General features: G+C 35.3%; 18 protein-coding genes. 7 read left to right on the top strand and 11 right to left on the bottom strand.

All coding sequences use genetic code 11. From position 1 onward, the window contains the following. Nucleotides 1-43 precede the first annotated feature (43 nt). The 3 genes from HCN53_RS02950 to HCN53_RS02940 form a co-directional block, all read right to left on the bottom strand. Complete coding sequence (locus tag HCN53_RS02950; RefSeq protein WP_167341969.1) at nucleotides 44-658, bottom strand: nitroreductase family protein; 615 nt, start codon at nucleotides 656-658, stop codon at nucleotides 44-46. Nucleotides 659-745: 87 nt separating this feature from the next. Then, a complete protein-coding gene (locus HCN53_RS02945; RefSeq protein WP_167341968.1) occupies nucleotides 746-991 on the bottom strand; it encodes an acyl carrier protein in 246 nt (81 codons plus the stop codon). Between the two features lie 9 nt (nucleotides 992-1,000). Then, nucleotides 1,001-2,278 (bottom strand): beta-ketoacyl-[acyl-carrier-protein] synthase family protein, encoded by a 1,278-nt coding sequence (locus HCN53_RS02940; protein WP_167341967.1) that lies wholly within the window; start codon nucleotides 2,276-2,278, stop codon nucleotides 1,001-1,003. 114 nt (nucleotides 2,279-2,392) lie between these two features. Between HCN53_RS02940 and HCN53_RS02935 the strand changes: the two genes are divergently transcribed. Next, a complete protein-coding gene (locus tag HCN53_RS02935) occupies nucleotides 2,393-3,655 on the top strand; it encodes a POTRA domain-containing protein (RefSeq protein ID WP_167341966.1) in 1,263 nt (420 codons plus the stop codon). Here HCN53_RS02935 and HCN53_RS02930 read toward each other — a convergent pair. From HCN53_RS02930 to HCN53_RS02900, 7 genes are all read right to left on the bottom strand, one after another. Further along, nucleotides 3,652-4,083 (bottom strand): 3-hydroxyacyl-ACP dehydratase FabZ family protein, encoded by a 432-nt coding sequence (locus HCN53_RS02930; RefSeq protein ID WP_167341965.1) that lies wholly within the window; start codon nucleotides 4,081-4,083, stop codon nucleotides 3,652-3,654. The two genes, HCN53_RS02935 and HCN53_RS02930, sit on opposite strands and share 4 nt — an antisense overlap. A 2-nt stretch (nucleotides 4,084-4,085) precedes the next feature. Beyond that, on the bottom strand, nucleotides 4,086-4,865 hold the full coding sequence (locus tag HCN53_RS02925) for an SDR family oxidoreductase (RefSeq protein ID WP_167341964.1): 780 nt from the start codon (nucleotides 4,863-4,865) through the stop codon (nucleotides 4,086-4,088). Next, nucleotides 4,859-5,911, bottom strand: coding sequence for a type III polyketide synthase (locus tag HCN53_RS02920; protein ID WP_167341963.1), 1,053 nt, complete (start codon nucleotides 5,909-5,911; stop codon nucleotides 4,859-4,861). Before HCN53_RS02920 ends, HCN53_RS02925 begins: the two co-directional genes overlap by 7 nt. Further along, a complete protein-coding gene (locus HCN53_RS02915; protein WP_105018978.1) occupies nucleotides 5,908-6,630 on the bottom strand; it encodes a methyltransferase domain-containing protein in 723 nt (240 codons plus the stop codon). The genes HCN53_RS02920 and HCN53_RS02915 overlap by 4 nt, the downstream gene beginning before the upstream one ends. Continuing rightward, nucleotides 6,602-7,723, bottom strand: coding sequence for an NAD(P)/FAD-dependent oxidoreductase (locus HCN53_RS02910; RefSeq protein ID WP_167341962.1), 1,122 nt, complete (start codon nucleotides 7,721-7,723; stop codon nucleotides 6,602-6,604). The genes HCN53_RS02915 and HCN53_RS02910 overlap by 29 nt, the downstream gene beginning before the upstream one ends. Nucleotides 7,724-7,785: 62 nt before the next feature. Next, complete coding sequence (locus HCN53_RS02905) at nucleotides 7,786-7,974, bottom strand: hypothetical protein (RefSeq protein ID WP_167341961.1); 189 nt, start codon at nucleotides 7,972-7,974, stop codon at nucleotides 7,786-7,788. Nucleotides 7,975-8,046: 72 nt separating this feature from the next. After that, a complete protein-coding gene (locus tag HCN53_RS02900) occupies nucleotides 8,047-10,053 on the bottom strand; it encodes an alpha-ketoacid dehydrogenase subunit alpha/beta (RefSeq protein WP_167341960.1) in 2,007 nt (668 codons plus the stop codon). A gap of 103 nt (nucleotides 10,054-10,156) precedes the next feature. On the opposite strand from HCN53_RS02900, the gene HCN53_RS02895 reads away from it, so the two are divergent. Both HCN53_RS02895 and HCN53_RS02890 read left to right on the top strand, forming a co-directional pair. Beyond that, nucleotides 10,157-10,936 (top strand): phosphatase PAP2 family protein, encoded by a 780-nt coding sequence (locus HCN53_RS02895; protein WP_167341959.1) that lies wholly within the window; start codon nucleotides 10,157-10,159, stop codon nucleotides 10,934-10,936. An 11-nt stretch (nucleotides 10,937-10,947) separates the two neighbouring features. Beyond that, nucleotides 10,948-11,898: an isopenicillin N synthase family dioxygenase gene (locus HCN53_RS02890; protein WP_060522524.1), complete on the top strand. Its 951-nt coding sequence runs from the start codon at nucleotides 10,948-10,950 to the stop codon at nucleotides 11,896-11,898. Nucleotides 11,899-11,953: 55 nt separating this feature from the next. Here HCN53_RS02890 and lon read toward each other — a convergent pair whose 3' ends face one another. Continuing rightward, complete coding sequence (gene lon / locus HCN53_RS02885; protein WP_060522525.1) at nucleotides 11,954-14,407, bottom strand: endopeptidase La; 2,454 nt, start codon at nucleotides 14,405-14,407, stop codon at nucleotides 11,954-11,956. A gap of 255 nt (nucleotides 14,408-14,662) precedes the next feature. On the opposite strand from lon, the gene HCN53_RS02880 reads away from it, so the two are divergent. From HCN53_RS02880 to HCN53_RS02865, 4 genes are read left to right on the top strand one after another with little or no spacing between them, the layout of a single operon-like run. After that, the gene (locus HCN53_RS02880; protein WP_240919380.1) at nucleotides 14,663-15,220 is read left to right on the top strand and encodes an RNA polymerase sigma factor; all 558 of its coding nucleotides are present in this window, start codon (nucleotides 14,663-14,665) and stop codon (nucleotides 15,218-15,220) included. Continuing rightward, complete coding sequence (locus HCN53_RS02875) at nucleotides 15,210-15,791, top strand: hypothetical protein (protein ID WP_167341958.1); 582 nt, start codon at nucleotides 15,210-15,212, stop codon at nucleotides 15,789-15,791. Before HCN53_RS02880 ends, HCN53_RS02875 begins: the two co-directional genes overlap by 11 nt. Continuing rightward, the gene (locus tag HCN53_RS02870) at nucleotides 15,775-16,872 is read left to right on the top strand and encodes a hypothetical protein (RefSeq protein WP_105018972.1); all 1,098 of its coding nucleotides are present in this window, start codon (nucleotides 15,775-15,777) and stop codon (nucleotides 16,870-16,872) included. The genes HCN53_RS02875 and HCN53_RS02870 overlap by 17 nt, the downstream gene beginning before the upstream one ends. A 15-nt stretch (nucleotides 16,873-16,887) precedes the next feature. Then, entirely contained in the window at nucleotides 16,888-17,613 is a 726-nt protein-coding gene (locus HCN53_RS02865) for a head GIN domain-containing protein (protein ID WP_042280101.1), read from the top strand. The last annotated feature ends 22 nt before the right edge of the window (nucleotides 17,614-17,635 follow it).

The raw sequence follows: 17,635 nt of genomic DNA, 5'->3' as shown, positions 1-17,635 counted from the left end.
TAAAAAGAAAAACTCCCGTATTAAATTCGGGAGTTTTCTTTATTTATTGGATATCAGCTCTTTTCACATAATCCCCATTAAAAATAAATTCTTCTTGAGGTTTTCGAGAGCGTTTTCCATGCTCCATTTCTTCTAAATCATCAGGTAGCTTACTAGGATCACCACCGTAATGTCCTATGGCAATTGCAGTTGTAAAATGATACTGTTCTGGGAATTGGAATTCAGATTTTGCTTTTTCGTGATCAAATCCTGCCATCTGGTGAACAGCTATTCCCATTGATTGAGCTTGAATAGCCATAGTTGCTACATATTGTCCAAGATCATAAAGGGCATGAAAGTTATTTTTACCATCTGGATTTTTAGTATCCATTACTGCTAAAGCGAGAGCTGGAGCGTCTTGAGCCCATTGCTGGTTAAAATCGTCCAAGCAATCAAAAATTCTGTCGTAAGCCTCGCTTCCTTTGATTCCATAAACAATATTCCAAGGTTGCCAATTGTTACAGCTAGCAGCCCAACGACCAGCTTCAAACAAACTATATAAATCTGTTGCAGTTACTGGAGCATCGGAAAAAACTCGTGGACTCCAGCGATTTTCTATTATTTCGGTAATTGGATGGTCGGTAGGTGTTTCCTTAAGTAATGGTGCTTTATCTTGCATTTTTTATTTTAAAAATACAACCAGCACCTTATAATCACTAGGCTATTAAGATTGTTTAACTGCAAACGATTGAAAAATTAACGCTTTTTATAATTTGTTGTGTATGACTATAGTTGCATCCTCAACGCGTTGCATTTGCTGCATGTCGTTTTCATCAAGCATTATATCAAAAGTATCTTCCACATCCAAAACAATATCAACAAGGTGAGCGCTATTGATTCCTAGATCTTGCATGAGATGGCTTTCCGGTTTAATAGAACTTTCTGTCACATCCTGTGGCAAGTAAACCTTTACAATTTCTAATAATTTTTGATGTATTTCTTGAGTTGTCATTGATAATTTTTAAGGTTTAAAGGTAGATAAAATTGCACATGCATTTACGTCTCCAAACCCAAAACTTGCTTTGGCCAACGAATGAATTTTAGTTTTAATAGGTTTTAATGGAACTTTTTCTTTATCAACTACAGAAACAATTTCCGGATGTAATTGAGAAATATTGATATTAGGATATACCACTTGATGATGAAGTTGTAATGTAGAACCTACAAGCTCTATACTGCCAGATGCTGCTAGGCAATGACCTATTGTGGATTTGAAAGAATTTATGAATGGAAAATCCTTGCCTGACCTATTTAAAGCTGCAGACCAATTTTTCACCTCAAAGCCATCTTTACTAGTAGCTGTAATGTGACCATTAATAACATCGATTTGAGAAGAGTCTATTTTTGATTCGATTAAAGCTGTTTTAATACAAGCTTGTACTGCAAGACCATTGGGAGCAGTCATTGAGCCGCCATTAGTTTGTCCACCGCTATTTAAATGTCCTCCTTTTACCTCTGCATAGATGGTTGCCTTTCTGGATAAGGCGCTTTCTAATGTTTCTAATACTAAACAGCCTGCTCCACTACCAGGAACAAAACCGCAGGCATCATGTGAAAATGGTCTACTAGCCATCTCAGGCTTGTCATTGTATTTAGTAGGTAAAATACGCATAGCATCAAAGCCGCCCCAAATGTAGGGTCCAGAATCACTACAACTACCGACTAACATGCCACGAGCCTTACCTGACTTTATTCGATCGTATCCCATCAAAAGAGCTTCGGTACCGGTAGAACAAGCGCTGCTGTTTGTGGTCACCCAATTACCTAAACCTAATTCACCACTTATCCAAGCGCTTACACCACTACTCATAGTTTGGATAACACTAGTGCTACCTAAACGCCTTACGTTGTTGTCATCTATGTGGTGTATTGCCTCTCTAAACTTATCTCCACCACTTTGTCCTGTGCCAAAAACAACTCCTATGTCTTCACGATAGGACTTGTTTTTAAAACCGATACCAGAATTCTCAAAGGCTTGTTTAGCACTAATTACACCATACATTAAACCAGTTGCAAGCAGTCCTCTTTGTTGTAGCGCTGTGAAATGTTGGTCAATAATTTCTTGGGTGAGTTGCGGTTTCCCAGCTACTTGACACTTAAATTGTAATTGTTCTAATTTCTTTTGATGTTTTAAGCCTGATGTACCAGTAAGTAAAGCTTTATGAAAGTCATGTATGGTAATAGCATTAGGTGCTACTACACCTAGTCCAGTAATTACTACTCTTCTATCTTTACTCATTAATGTTATTTATTTAAATGTACTACATAAAACAGACATGTTTGTGATATTTATGTAATAGAATTCATATTAATTGAAGATATCTTGTAAACCGTTCTCCCTTAGTTTTGCTTTATGAAAAAAGCTGTAGCACTCGTAATATATCTCTTAATAACTAGTTCCTTTGCGCAGAATGATATGATCATTGAGCGAATCGAATTTGAAGGCTTGAAAAAAACTAAGGAAAGCTTTCTAAGATATTTAATTAAAACCAAGAAAGGTAATGTTGTTAATTTTAAAACACTTAATTCTGATTTAGAGCGTCTTAATCGTTTAGCTGGAATAGCAAAAGCTACCTATCAATTAACTAATAATGAAAATAGAACTACAATAGCATTTTCAATAGTTGAAAACTTCACTATAATTCCTGGAGTTCGAGTATCCCAGGCTAGTGATGATAGTTTTTCTTATAGATTATCCTTATTTGAATTTAATTTACTGGGCCGCAATCAAATCATCGGTGGTTTCTATGCCAAAAACGTTTTTAACAGTTATGGATTGTACTGGGAAGCACCCTACGCTATTTCCAATAAATGGGGAATTGGTGTAAACTATATAAGTAATATTACAAGAGAACCCGTTTATCAAAATAATGAAGAACAAATATATAAATTCAATAATCCTAACGCTAGCCTATATGTGCTCTATGAACATAATTTCCACAACAATTTTCAATTAGGAGTAAAGTATAGCGACGAGCGTTATGAAAGAATTGAAGACCTTACTATCCTTAATTTACCAGAACACATTGAAGAGAAGAGATATAGCATATTAAGTGAATATGAGAATAATCACATCAATATAGATTATCAATATATTGAGGGATCAAGGAATCAAATTAACCTAGAATATAAAACAGGGATGATTGATGAGTTGAGCAATACTCTTCTAGTAAGATGGGATTCTGAAAGATTTTATCGCATTGCAAAAAAAGGAAATTTGGCTAATAGAATCAGGCTAGCCTATTCTAGTTTTAATGGTAGTGAATTTGCACCTTTCACCATAGATAATCAACTTAACCTACGAGGTTCGGGAAATACAGTTGATCGTCATACCGGTGCCATTACTGTAAATACTGAATACCGTCATACCTTGTTTGAAAAAGGTTGGTTTGTTTTACAAAGCAATACGTTTGTAGATGCAAGTGCAGTGAGAAAACCACTTGCAACTATAGAAAATGCTTTTAGCGCTGATGGATTAAACGTTTATTCAGGAATAGGATTTAGATTTATACATAAACGTATTTTCAACGCGGTGATACGAATTGACTACGGTGTAAGAATTGCAGGAGATTATAATAGCTCGGGAATCACCTTCGGTATAGGACAATATTTTTAAAAGTGGTCAGTAATCATACCACTCAATGTTCCACGAGCAATAATTTCTTTATTCTCATTCCTCATATTTACTTGAACCTTTAGTTTATTAAATCTATAATAAACTAATGTAGAAGAGACTATTACAACTTCATCGGGTAGTACTATTTTTTCGAATATCACATGATTTTCTGTCATCACTATACTAGCATGCTCTAATGATGGATTAAGGTAAATTCCAAAACAAACTAACCCGATTTGAGCCATACATTCTGTCAAGATTACGCCAGGAGTTACTGGATTATTCTTAAAATGATGTTTGTAGAATGATTCGCTTTCGCGAAAGCGGTACCATCCAACTACTCCATTTTCATGAATTTCATTGATGCCATCTACAAAACAGAAATCCTTACCGTAGGGTAACCTTTTAAGTATATCGCCTTCCTTCATAATTATCGTAAATGCTCGCCACCATCGACTTTTATAACATCTCCATTAATCCAAAAACTTGCAGGATCACACATAAGCTCTACTACTCTCGCGATATCTTGTGGTTGAGTTAATCTATTAAATGGATTGCGTTTTTTAGTTTTCTCAATAATTTGATCAACGCCGGGAATTCGAGACAAGCTTTGAGTTAAGGTTACTCCAGCTTGAATACAAATACTTGTAATTTGATAAGGCGCAAGTTCAACGGCCAGACTGCGAGTGATAGATTCCAATGTAGTCTTGGCGGCACTTACCGCAGCATATCCTGGAAGCACGCGACTACCTCCTTCGCTTGTAAAACTGATAATTCTTGCTGGTTTATCAAATAAGTCCTTTTTCAATAATTGCATTGACCAAGTATATAACGATAAACCCATAGAACTAACTGTTTGCTCAAAATCTTGACTAGTTAAAGAGTCTTGTTCTTTACTAATGGGTTTTAAGTTCCCTTTTGCAATACTATGCAAGAGAATATGTAATTTAATGTTTTTAGTTACCAAGGCCTGTGAAATCTCATCCACCACTATGGATCGCGTTGCATCTTTATTAAATGCAATAAGCTCTATTCCATAGGATTTTAATTGTTCAAAATCGCTGTTCACTTTCTCCATCATCATTCTGCTAGCTCTATAGACGATTATTAAATTCATATCTTGTTGAGCTAATTCTAAAGCACTAGCATAGCCTAATCCTGAACTACCTCCTAATATAAGAGCCCATTTATTATAATATTTTTTTACCATTCTAGTAATACTCTTTGTGCAGTAAAACCAGGACCAAAGCTAAGCATAAGACCCAATTCACCAGCAGTTATTTCCTTATTCATGAATCGCTCTAACACAAATAACACAGTAGCACTACTCATGTTACCGTACTGTCGTAAGACTTCTTTGGTATCATCAATATTTTTGCCCAATGGTTCAAATAAATCTTGAACCGTTTGTACTATCTTTTTACCACCCGGATGAAACACCAAATGAGACAAATCATCAATTGTTTTATCATAGCCTTTTAAAAAAGGGTGAATAATCGATTCAAAATGTGAAGCAATTGTTTCAGGAACTGTTTTATCCAGCACCATTTGAAGACCTGTGTTAACTAATTCAAATCCCATCATGTGAGTAGCATCAGGAAAATGATACATGCCATTACCTATTACTTTTGGACCTTTATCATTTTTATGGGAAGACATGAGAACACAAGCACATCCATCTCCAAATATGGCTGCACTCACAATATTTGCCATACTATAATCTTGCAGTTGAAAAGTAGCTGTAGGCGCTTCAACAGCAAGTATGCAAGCACGCTTATTTGGGTTTGCCTTTAAAAATTCAGTAGCATAGATCATTGCCGAAACACCAGCCACGCATCCCATTTCTGTGACAGGTAATCGCACAATATTTTGTTTCATATCGAGCTCATTTATTAAATAAGCATCAATAGAAGGGATCATAATTCCAGTACAACTTACTGTAATAATATAATCTAGATCCTGTGCCTGCCAATTTGCCTTTTCTAATGCATTTGTGATCGTTTTCTTAGCAAGAGGAACTACCTCTCTTTTGTATATATCATTACGTTCTTGAAAACTACTTGCGGTAAAGACCTCTGTAGGTTCCATAATGGAATAGCGCTTGTCTACTCCAGCACCTTCAAAAATTTTAATAGCCTTACGTTTTAATCTAGAATCTTGCTCAGACAACCAGGTGTCAACAAAGGGTAAAATATCTTTAGTTTCTTTGTAGTACTGCGGTGTAGATGTACTTACGGCATTTATTGTTACGTTCATTCAAGAGAGATTAGCCATACATATCTAAAGGACCATTTCCAATTTAATCTATAAGAGGTAAATTTTGCTTCTTGTGCGTATTTCCTGAAATCAGATTTTTTAAAACCTGAAGCTATACTGATTAAACCATCATGTCTGGAGATATAGTTCTTGATAAAAATAGGGCTTAAATATTTAAAAAAAACAAAAGCTAGATAATGTCTATGTAAATCGTTGATAATAATATGTTGAGTTCCCAATTCCTTTGCTTTTTTTAAAAACTCTATAATTTGGGTATCTGTGAAATGATGAAAAGTTAAGGTACTTATGAGTATATCACACTTAATGTCTTGAGCGGTTAAATCAAGGATATCGCTTTCGCGAAAGCGTACTCTATCATAACCTTTACTTAAATTGCGTGCATTATCAATGCTTTGTGCACTTAAATCTATACCTAAAAATTCAATCTCGCTATTATCAAGATGATCGTGTAGATAGCGCAACATACTTCCATTACTACAACCTAAATCAACAATATTGAGATTTTTATTTGTTGATTTATTAATGATGTTTTTAATAGCTTTAAGTGTAAACCTATAACCACCTAGTAAATTATTTACTTTATTAATATCCTCTACCGCTGCCTTTAATGTATCAGGATTGATATCGGTCGCATCCATAAGTTCTGGAAGATCATTACGTAGATCGCGGTTATAACGAATATGTGACAGATTGGCCATGGGTATGTTTTATGATGGTTGGTAGGACCTTTGGAACATGTTTGATAATCTTAAAAGCAAATTTATTAATACTAGGTTGCAGTAGTAATGATTGTAATTTTTTACCAGCGTATAATCTCGAGCCAAACGTTCCTTCCCATTCTCTTGTGTAACCTTGCAACATCTCCTCTTGAGAAAGTTGTTTTTCTAATCTACGTTTTAAAAATTTAGAAGCTATAAAGGCACTATGAATAGCCATTGCCATTCCATTGCCGCATAGCGGATGTATTAAACCAGCTGCATCACCTACAGCAAGACAATCATTAACAACAGCAGACTTTTTTTGAAAACTGATTTGAGAAATTGAAAGTGGATTTTCCCATAATGGAGATGCCTTCTCAAAAAATGATTCTAAGTAACTGTTTTTTGACAGCACCTTTCGTTCAAAATCTTGAACATTTTTATATTCAGAGAACTCCTTATTATTTGCCAAATAACACAGATTAACCGTATCATTCTCTACCATGGAAATGCCAGCATATCCTCCATCAAAATGATGTAATCCTACTTCATTTTTATCCATTTCATAATTATAATGTCGTTTAATTGCCAGCCATGGTGTCTTGAACTTGATAAATTCACGATCTAGACTTTTGTCTAAGATTGATCTTTTTCCTGTTGCTATAAGAACTTGGTTTGCAGTGAATTCATCTTGTTTGGTAATAACCTTAAATCCTGTCGAGTCTTTTATGACATTAACTACTTTATCCTTATTGTGACAACCTTTGACAATTACCTTATCATACAGTGCCTTGTCTAGGCAAAATCTAGATACACCAACGGCTCCCAATGGCAAACTAGTTTTTTGAGAAAAGTTAGAATTTAGTGTAAGGTGAAGTTTAGAAATAGAAACATCGGTAAGAGACTGAATATTTATTCCTAATTGATCAAATAATGGAAGTACTTCATTGCTTAAATACTCACCACATAATTTATGTCTAGGATAAGTATCTGGATCGATTAATAGCACATCATAATCTTTACCTAATAATATGGCAGCGGTAAGACCAGCCAATCCACCACCGGCAATGATTATGTCATAAGAAGATTTCACCTAGTAAAAGTAGGTGCTTTGGATATATTAAAAGAAAAAATAAACTTAATAATTTAGGACAACTACTTTAATTTCTTACGTTTTTGAATAAATTTTAAAACGAAGTACAAAACAAGCAGTGAAGCAAAAATACCAAACATTAATTGGCTTATCATGCCAAGGCTACCGTCTGTAGGACCAAAAAATGCCAGTAGACCAAAAAGAATAGTAAGGATTAATAAGGATGGCCGAAACATGTCAGCCTCTTCCATAAATTTCATTTTCATTTCCCCATAATTTGTTAGCTAGTTACTTACAATATTAGGGATAATATTATTCTCAAGCTAATATTCCAGAAGATTTTTTATAACTTCATCTAACTTGTAATTAGCTAGATACTGATTTTCTAACCCTTTTTCAAATGGTATTGGAGTATTTAAACTTCCTACAACTTTCACAGGAGCATCCAGATACTCAAAACAAACATCGGCGATGTGTGCTGCTATGTCTTTCATAACACTTCCTACGGCACTATCTTCTCCTAAAACAATTACTTTTCCTGTGCGTTTCACCGAATTTTCAACAGCATTATAATCGATAGGTGCAAGACTGCGTAAATCTATGATGTCTATATCAACATCCAATTCTTTTTTAGCGTCAAGAGCCCAATGCACACCTAATCCATAGGTAATAATACTTATGTCCTGTCCTTGTGATAAATGCGCAGCTTTTCCAATAGGAAGGTTATAGTAACCATCTGGAACGTCCTGATAAACTGATCTATAAAGCGCCTTATGTTCAAAAAACATCACTGGATTGGGATCTTCTATAGCACTTATTAGTAATCCTTTGGCATCTATTGGGAAGGCTGGATACACGATTTTTAAACCTGGTGTTGTGAAGAACCAACTTTCGTTAGTTTGCGAGTGAAAAGGTCCTGCTCCTACTCCAGCTCCACAGGGCATGCGTACCACAACATCGGCATTTTGCTGCCATCTGTAATGAGATTTTGCTAGATAATTAACTATCGGATTAAAACCACTACTCACAAAATCGGCAAATTGCATTTCTACAACTGCCTTCATGCCAGCAATGCTCAATCCCATTCCTGCCTCTACTATTGCACTTTCACAAATAGGCGTGTTACGCACTCTACCAGAACCAAATTCTTCTAGAAAACCTTCTGTAATTTTGAAAACTCCACCGTAATCTGCGATATCTTGTCCCATGATTACTAGGTCTTCATATCTTTTCATGCCTTCAAACAGACCATCTTTAATGGCATCAACTAGTCTGATATTTTGTGTTGATTTTTCAGGTTCTATCTCTTTGTATACATGTGGTTTATAGACGTCATCAATTTCTCGTAACGTGGATGGTGTTGGGTACGCTTTCGCGAAAGCGGTGTCTAAACCTTCATTTATATCAGTTTTAATTTGTTGCTTTATAACCTCTATTTGATCAGTTTTAATTATACCTTGATTTAATAAGAATTCTTCAAAACGAGTAACAGGATCTTGTTGTTCCCAATAAGCCATTAAGTCCTCTGGAACATATTTTGTACCACTAGCCTCTTCATGCCCACGACGTCTAAATGTTTTGAATTCTAATAAAATAGGTCTAGGATTTTCTCTAATATCATCAAGAATACGACTTACGGTAGTGTATACTTCTATAATGTTATTTCCATCGATAATGTGGGATTCTATACCGTAACCTAGACCACGATCTGCTATATGTTCACAAGCGTATTGTTCTTGAGTAGGTGTGCTTAAACCATACCCGTTATTTTCTACACAAAATAAAACAGGTAATTGCCAAACGCTTGCAACATTGAGTGCCTCATGAAAATCGCCTTCACTTGTTCCTCCTTCACCAGTAAATACAGCGGTGGCTTTTGAAGTATTTTTAAGTTTCTGTGCTAGTGCAATACCATCGGCAACTCCTAATTGAGGTCCTAAATGAGATATCATTCCTACTATGTGGTATTCTTGTGTGCCGAAGTGAAAGCTGCGATCTCTTCCTTTTGTAAAACCTTCTACCTTACCTTGCCATTGAGCAAATAATTTCCAAAGCGGTATGTTCCTATTTGTAAAAACACCTAAATTACGATGCATAGGTAAAATATACTCATCCTGCTGCATAGCAAGTGTAATACCACATGAAATAGCTTCTTGCCCAATTCCTGAAAACCACTTTGAAATTTTACCTTGTCTGAGCAAAATAAGCATCTTCTCCTCAATCATTCGAGGTAACAACATGCTTTTATATAATTCAATTTGCTTGTAATCAGGTAATTCGTTTTTAAATAAATCGGTTAAAGTCTTTGGGCTGCTTAAAACTCCGTTCATGAGAGAAAGGTTACAATATTTCTTAAATCAAATGTAACGAAATCGATTTCAAAAAGCTTTTGTTTATAGAATAAAATAGGTGTGTTATTTTTGACCTCGATTTATGAAGAAACATCTTCTTTTATATGTAGTAGTTGTACTGTTTATTTTTCCAAAAATTTACGGTCAACAATCTGATTACAGTTTAAATTTAAATGAGCCTTTAGAATTTAAACATGAGTCCTTATTGTTACCTACCTTTTTAATTGCCTCTGGTGCTTTTGGTATAAGAAAGGGTCCTATTAGAGATTTAAGTGTTGAAATAAGAGAGTCTCTTAAACCAGATGGTTCAAAAGTAACAGTGGACGATTACCTGCCTGCCGTAGGAATAGCTAGTGCTTATGGTTTGGAATTTGCAGGATACAAAGGTCGTTACGATTGGAAAAACAAAACAGGTGTTCTTTTAGTGTCTGGATTATTCATGTATTCTAGCGTAAGGATAACTAAAAATAATATAAGCGCTCGCAGACCTAGTGGTAGATCAGTAAGTACATTTCCTTCTGGCCATACGGCGCTCACTTTTATGGGTGCAGAGTTTTTACATCAAGAATACGGTCACCGCAGCATATGGTTTAGTATAGGTGGTTATTCAATAGCCACTCTCACTGGTTTTTTGAGAATTTATAATGACAAACACTGGTTCAATGATGTTCTTGCTGGTGCTGGAATAGGAATTCTTTCAACAAAATTAGGATATTGGTTATATCCTATGATAAAGAATATTATATTTAAGGATAAAAATAAAGTTGAATACTCTAGCCAGTCAAAGAAAAGCTATACTATTCAATTTGCTCCGATTGTAAAAAATAATGAGTTACAATTGGGAGCATATATACAATTTTAATAATTTAAGACATGACAAATATTCCTAGTGTAGATCTAGCTGATTTTTTAAGTGATGATCCCGTAAGAAAAAAGAAGTTTATCACAGAAATAGGAAATGCTTATGAGGAAATAGGTTTTGTTTCCTTAAAAAATCATTTTTTAGATGATGAACTTACAGAGAAGTTATATAATGAGGTGGAGAAGTTTTTTAAACTTCCTACCGATGTAAAAAAAGGATATGAACGTGAGGACTTAGGTGGTCAACGCGGTTATGTTTCTTTTGGAAAAGAACATGCTAAAGGAAAGAAAGAAGGAGATTTAAAAGAGTTCTGGCACTTTGGACAAGAACCTGCTGCCGATGCCAATTTAACGGAAGAATATCCTGACAACGTTCAGGTCAAAGAACTTCCTCATTTTAATGAAGTTGGAATGCAGGCGTACAGAATGCTAGAAAAAACCGGTATCTATGTATTACGTGCACTTGCCTTGTATATTGGTAAACAAGAAAACTACTTTGACCACTGGGCTAGTAATGGGAATTCGATTTTAAGACCTATACATTATCCACCAATTACCGAAGAGCCAGATAACGCAGTGCGTGCTGGCGCACACGGCGATATTAATTTAATAACCTTACTTATGGGTGCTAGTGCACCAGGTTTGCAAGTAAAACATAAAGACGGTCGTTGGATAGATGCAATCGCAGGTGAGGATGAACTTGTTATCAATGTAGGCGATATGTTGGAAAGACATACTAACAATAAGTTGCGATCTACTATACATAGAGTAGTAAATCCTCCAAGAGAGTTATGGCATACTAGCCGCTATAGCATACCATTCTTTATGCATCCTAGAAGTGAAATGCCTTTAGATTGTCTTGAAGAATGTATCGATGATAATAATCCAAAACAGTATGATGATATTACTGCTGGTGAATTTCTACATCAAAGATTAGTTGAAATCGGATTGATCAAAAAATAATTACAAAAAAATAGCCGCTTTAAAAGCGGCTATTTTTTTGTAAGTATAAACTTGGTTACAACTTTTTAGCGTTTTTAACCTTCTGTTTAGTAATAGCTAATTCAAGTACTTGACTCATATCAGACACATAATGGAACGTCAATCCCTTTAAGTACTCTTCCTTTATTTCTTCAATATCCCTGCGGTTTTGCTCGCAAAGTAAGATCTCTTTAATCTTAGCACGTTTAGCTGCTAGAATTTTCTCTTTAATTCCACCGACAGGTAGCACTTTTCCTCTCAAAGTAATTTCACCTGTCATCGCAATGCTTTTCTTCACTTTGCGCTGCGTAAATAAAGACACTAGAGAGGTTAACATCGTAATACCAGCACTAGGACCATCTTTTGGTGTTGCACCTTCTGGTACGTGAATGTGAACATTATACTTCTCAAATACCTCTGGATTAATTCCTAATTGATCGGCATTTGATTTAATATATTCCATGGCAATAGTGGCGCTTTCTTTCATAACCTTTCCTAGATTACCTGTGATCGATAGTTGTCCTTTACCCTTACTTAATATGGATTCAATGAATAAAATATCACCACCTACTCTTGTCCATGCTAGTCCAGTCACTACACCAGCAACATCATTATTTTCATACTTATCTCGTAGAAGTTTTGGAGAACCCAAAACCTCTATGATAGTATCGTTTGAAACCTTGATGTCGTAATCGTCTTCCATGGCAATACTTTTTGCAGCATAGCGTACCATTTTTGCAATTTGCTTATCAAGAGTACGTACACCACTTTCTCGAGTATAGCCTTCAACGATTTTTTCAATCTGTGGTTTACCTAATTTTAAATGCTCCTTATTAAGTCCGTGCTCTTTAAGTTGTTTAGGAAGTAAGTGTTGTTTTCCTATTTCTACTTTTTCTTCAATGGTATAACCAGTAACATTGATTATCTCCATCCTATCACGTAAAGCTGGTTGAATAGTATTTAAACTATTACAAGTAGCTATAAACATAACCTTACTCAGGTCATAACCCATTTCCAGGAAGTTATCGTAGAACTCACTGTTTTGTTCTGGATCTAATACCTCGAGCATAGCACTTGATGGATCACCATTATGACTGCTACTTAACTTATCAATTTCATCAAGAACAAAAACTGGGTTTGAGGTTTTGGCCTTTTTGATACTTTGAATAATTCTACCAGGCATGGCACCAATATAGGTTTTTCTATGACCTCTAATTTCCGCTTCATCACGCAAACCACCCAGAGACATTCTTACGTATTCACGGCCTAAAGCTTCTGCAATAGATTTACCTAGTGAAGTTTTACCAACACCTGGAGGACCGTATAAACACAAAATTGGAGATTTCATGTCATTACGCAATTTAAGTACTGCTAGATATTCTATAATACGTTTTTTAACGTCATCTAGACCATAATGATCGCGATCTAAAATTTTCATCGCTCTCTTTAGGTCAAAATTATCTTTACTAAATTCATTCCATGGTAACTCAAGGAAAAGGTCTAGATAGTTGCGTTGAATAGAGTATTCTGCAACTTGAGGATTCATACGTTGCATTTTGGCCAACTCCTTATCAAAGTGCTCTTTTACCTTATCATCCCATTTCTTCTTCTTAGCACGCTGGCGCATATCATCAATTTCTTGATGTGAGCTCACTCCACCACCCAATTCTTCTTGAATGGTCTTCATTTGTTGATGAAGAAAATATTCTCGCTGTTGTTTATTTATATCACTTTGAACCTTAGATTGAATGTCGTTTTTAAGCTCCAGTTTTTGAAGCTCAATATTCATATATCTTAAAGTTTCAAGAGCTCGTTCCTTAAGATCATCCATCTCTAGCAACTGCTGCTTCTCTCCTACCTTAAGATTCATATTAGAAGACACAAAATTCACTAAAAACGAATCAGACTCGATATTTTTAATAGCAAAAGTCGCCTCTGATGGAATATTAGGACTTCCCTTAATTATCTCTAGTGAAGATTCTTTAATCTTGTCAATAATTGCTTCAAATTCCTTATCTCCTTTTTCTGGTCTAGTATCACCTGTAGGTCTGGTACTAGCTTCCATATAAGGCTCGGTTTTAACGAGAGTATCTATCTCAAAGCGTTTTTTACCTTGAATAATGACCGTTGTATTACCATCAGGCATTTTGAACACCTTAAGTATACGGGCTACAACACCTGTTTTGTGTAAATCTTCAAAAGTAGGATCTTCAATTTCCTCGTCTTTTTGAGCTACAACACCTATAGGATTGTTGTTACGATTTGCGTCTTGTAATAACTGAATAGATTTGTCACGACCAGCGGTAATTGGAATTACAACCCCAGGAAATAATACCATATTACGCAACGGTAAAATTGGTAGTACTTCTGGAATAGATTCTCTATCCATCTCCTCTTCATCTTCCTGACTCAATAACGGGATAAATTCCGCATCTTGATCAAATTCTTGCAATGACAAGTTGTCTATATTGAATTTTTTAGGTTTAAACATAATAACATTTAGGTAGACAACCTGTCATAGGGCTGCCTGTACGTTTAATTTAAATATTTTTTTCTCCGTTTTCGCAAAAGCGCAATCCCAAACCACAACTAACTGTAAAACAACTATATTGACCTTAACTATCAAGTATAACCTTACATCGAAAGAAGGGAAAAGGGTCCTTTTTCTGATATAATTTTCAAATTTCTTGCCACTTACTGTAACACACTTAAAAAAGTAGCATCTTTATAACGTAACACTGACCAAGTGACTTTAACAGAAACAGAAATATCCATTTATGACTTGTGCGAGCAAGGTGATCGTAGAGCACAAATGAAGTTGTACGACCAGTATGCAAACGGTATGTATCATGTTGCATTGCGCATTGTACAGCAAACTGATCTAGCGCAAGATATTATGCAAGAAAGTATGATATCAGCTTTTAGAAAAATGAATCAATGGAATAGAGAAAGTACCTATGGTAGCTGGTTAAAAAGGATTGTAATTAACAACAGTTTGTCTCACCTGCGCAAAGCAGGAAAAATGCCTACTGTAGATTATGAAGAAGTATCATATGAAATGGAACAACAACCAGATGATACAGGGATTGATATGGAACAAGCCGGAATGACCGCTAGGAAAGTACTGGAAATAATGAGTGAACTAAAAGAAAATTATAGACAAGTACTTACTCTAAACTTGATTGAAGGAATGGATAATGAAGAGATATGTGAGATTCTAGGTCTTTCAAATGGACAATGTAGAACGATGATATCTCGTGCAAAACAAAGTTTAAGAAACAAAATTGAGGAATATGAAGGATGATATGAAGAGCTGGTTTCAACAGCAAGATTTTGACACCACACCATTGCCTAATGGTCATAGAGAAGCTTTTCTTGAAAAACTAGAAGAGTTATGTGATGAGGAAACAAAGGTAATTCCATTACCTATAGATAAGGATGGTGATAGGGATAACACTTTTTCATTATCAAAAATTCTAAAATGGAGTGCTGCTGCAACTCTAGCAGTTTTACTAGGAATAGCAGGTTTAAAAATGACGCCCACCGATACAACTGTTACAGAAGTGTCGCCAGAGATTGCGCAAACTCAAACGTTTTTCTCTAGTACGATTAAAAATGAACTAGAACAACTTAATACGTTACGTACTGCAGAAAATGCGGTAATTATTGAAGAGGCGCTAGCTGCTATTGAAAAGCTAGAACTACAGTATGAAGAAATCAAGCAGGATTATCGAATAAATAAGGATAGTAAAGTTGTCATCGCAGCGATGATAGAAAACTTTCAAAATAGAATACAAGTACTTGAAATAGCTCGTGAGCAAATTAAACAACTCGAAGAACTCAAACTAGAAAAAGAAAATGAAAACATTATTTAATATAGTATTCTTACTTATGGTACCAGTAGTAGCTTTAGCTGGTCCTGATAAAGGTAAGTACACCAAGACAAAAACCCTTAATAAGTCATTCCCGGTTAACAAAACCTGTATGCTCCAGGTAGAGAACAGTTTTGGAAACGTTTCAATGACAACATGGGATAAAGCGCAAATAGACATCAAAGTCGTAGTTGAAGTAAGTGGCGACGACGAAGATGATGTTGTAGAGAAATTAAGAGAGATCAATGTAGATTTTGATACAAGTAGCTCTAGAGTAATCGCAAGGACCGATGCCGATTTTAGTAATCGAAATCAAAGTTCGAGCATTTGGAATGCCTTGTTTAGTAGTAATAGTAACAGAGTGACAAATATGAAAATTGATTATATCATAAAATTACCCAAAACCGCAGATATTGACATCGCAAATGACTACGGCAACGTTGAAATTGATGACTTGTTTGGACATGCAAAAATTCAATGTGATTTTGGGAGAATTGATATAGGAAACCTTCATCACGAGGACAACTTACTCAAATTTGATTATTCTAAAAACTGTCACTTTGATTATATCAAGTCAGCTACTATAAGAGCAGATTTCAGCGGATTTGAACTAGAAAAGGCGGACAAAATTGAATTTAGTGGTGATTACACTACAGGAAAGTTTGGTGAGGTGGATCAATTGAATTTTCGTAATGACTTTACAACTGTTCAAATAGAATCTGTAAGAACGGTCACAGGTCGCGGTGATTATTCTACCGTAAAAATTGATAATGTGTCAGAGTATGTCAATTTGAATACAGAATTTGGAAGTGCAAGAATTAGAGAATTAGGGAGAAATTTTAAAGAAGCAATCCTAAGAGCAGAATATACCAAAGTGGATGTAGGTGTAAATAAAGATGCATCATTCACCTTTGATATCGATACCGAGTTTGCTGGGATCAATCTGTCCAATGATATCATAACAACCAGATCTAATAAAGATATGACCGATAAATCAAAAGCAGGACATTACGGTAGCTCTAGCGCTAGCAGTACCATCAATATCAACAGTAGTTTTGGTGGAGTATCACTTAAAATCAATTAATTAAATCCAAAAATCATGAAACATATAACATTACTTTTTATAGCCCTTTTAAGCGTACAATTATCTCAGGCTCAATGGTGGGGAAAAGATAAAATTAAAGGAAACGGTGAGGTCATTTCAAAAACCTTTGAAGTAGGTGATTATGACAAGGTCAATGTAAGAAATAGCATTGATGTAACATTAGTTGCTGGAAAAGAAGGCTCCATTGAAGTAAAGGCCGAGTCTAATATCATGGAACATATAGAGATCGAGGTGAAAGGCGGTAGATTAAAAATTGGTATTGAGGATGGATATAATGTGAGTACTCGCAAGGGAATCTATGTTACAGTACCTGTTCAAGAAATTGAAGCTTTATCACTGGCAGGTAGTGGCGATATTCATTCAGAACTTGTTTTAAAATCATCTAATATGGAAATAAGTGTTGCTGGATCTGGTAATATAGAAGTTGAAACAGAATCAAGAAACCTAGAAGTAAATGTTGCTGGTAGTGGTGATATAATTTTAAAAGGCCGTACTGAAAATCTAGATGCTAGTGTAGCTGGTAGCGGTGATATTGAAGGGTTCGGTCTAAGAGCCAATAATATTGATGCTAGTATCGCAGGAAGTGGTGACATAAGTGTTTATTGTAATGGAGGTACCATTAATGCAAGTATTGCAGGTAGTGGTGATATTGTGTATGATGGAAAATCCAGTAAGGTTAAAACTTCTATCATAGGAAGTGGCGATGTAGAAAAAAGATAGCATTCCTTATAATTAAATAAAA

Origin of the sequence: Nonlabens sp. SY33080 (assembly GCF_011784885.1) — a bacterium.
In the GTDB taxonomy this organism is placed as follows: Bacteria; Bacteroidota; Bacteroidia; order Flavobacteriales; family Flavobacteriaceae; genus Nonlabens; species Nonlabens tegetincola.
The sequence above is the reverse complement of the archived record's forward strand: the minus strand, read 5'-3'. Positions and strand labels throughout refer to the sequence as shown.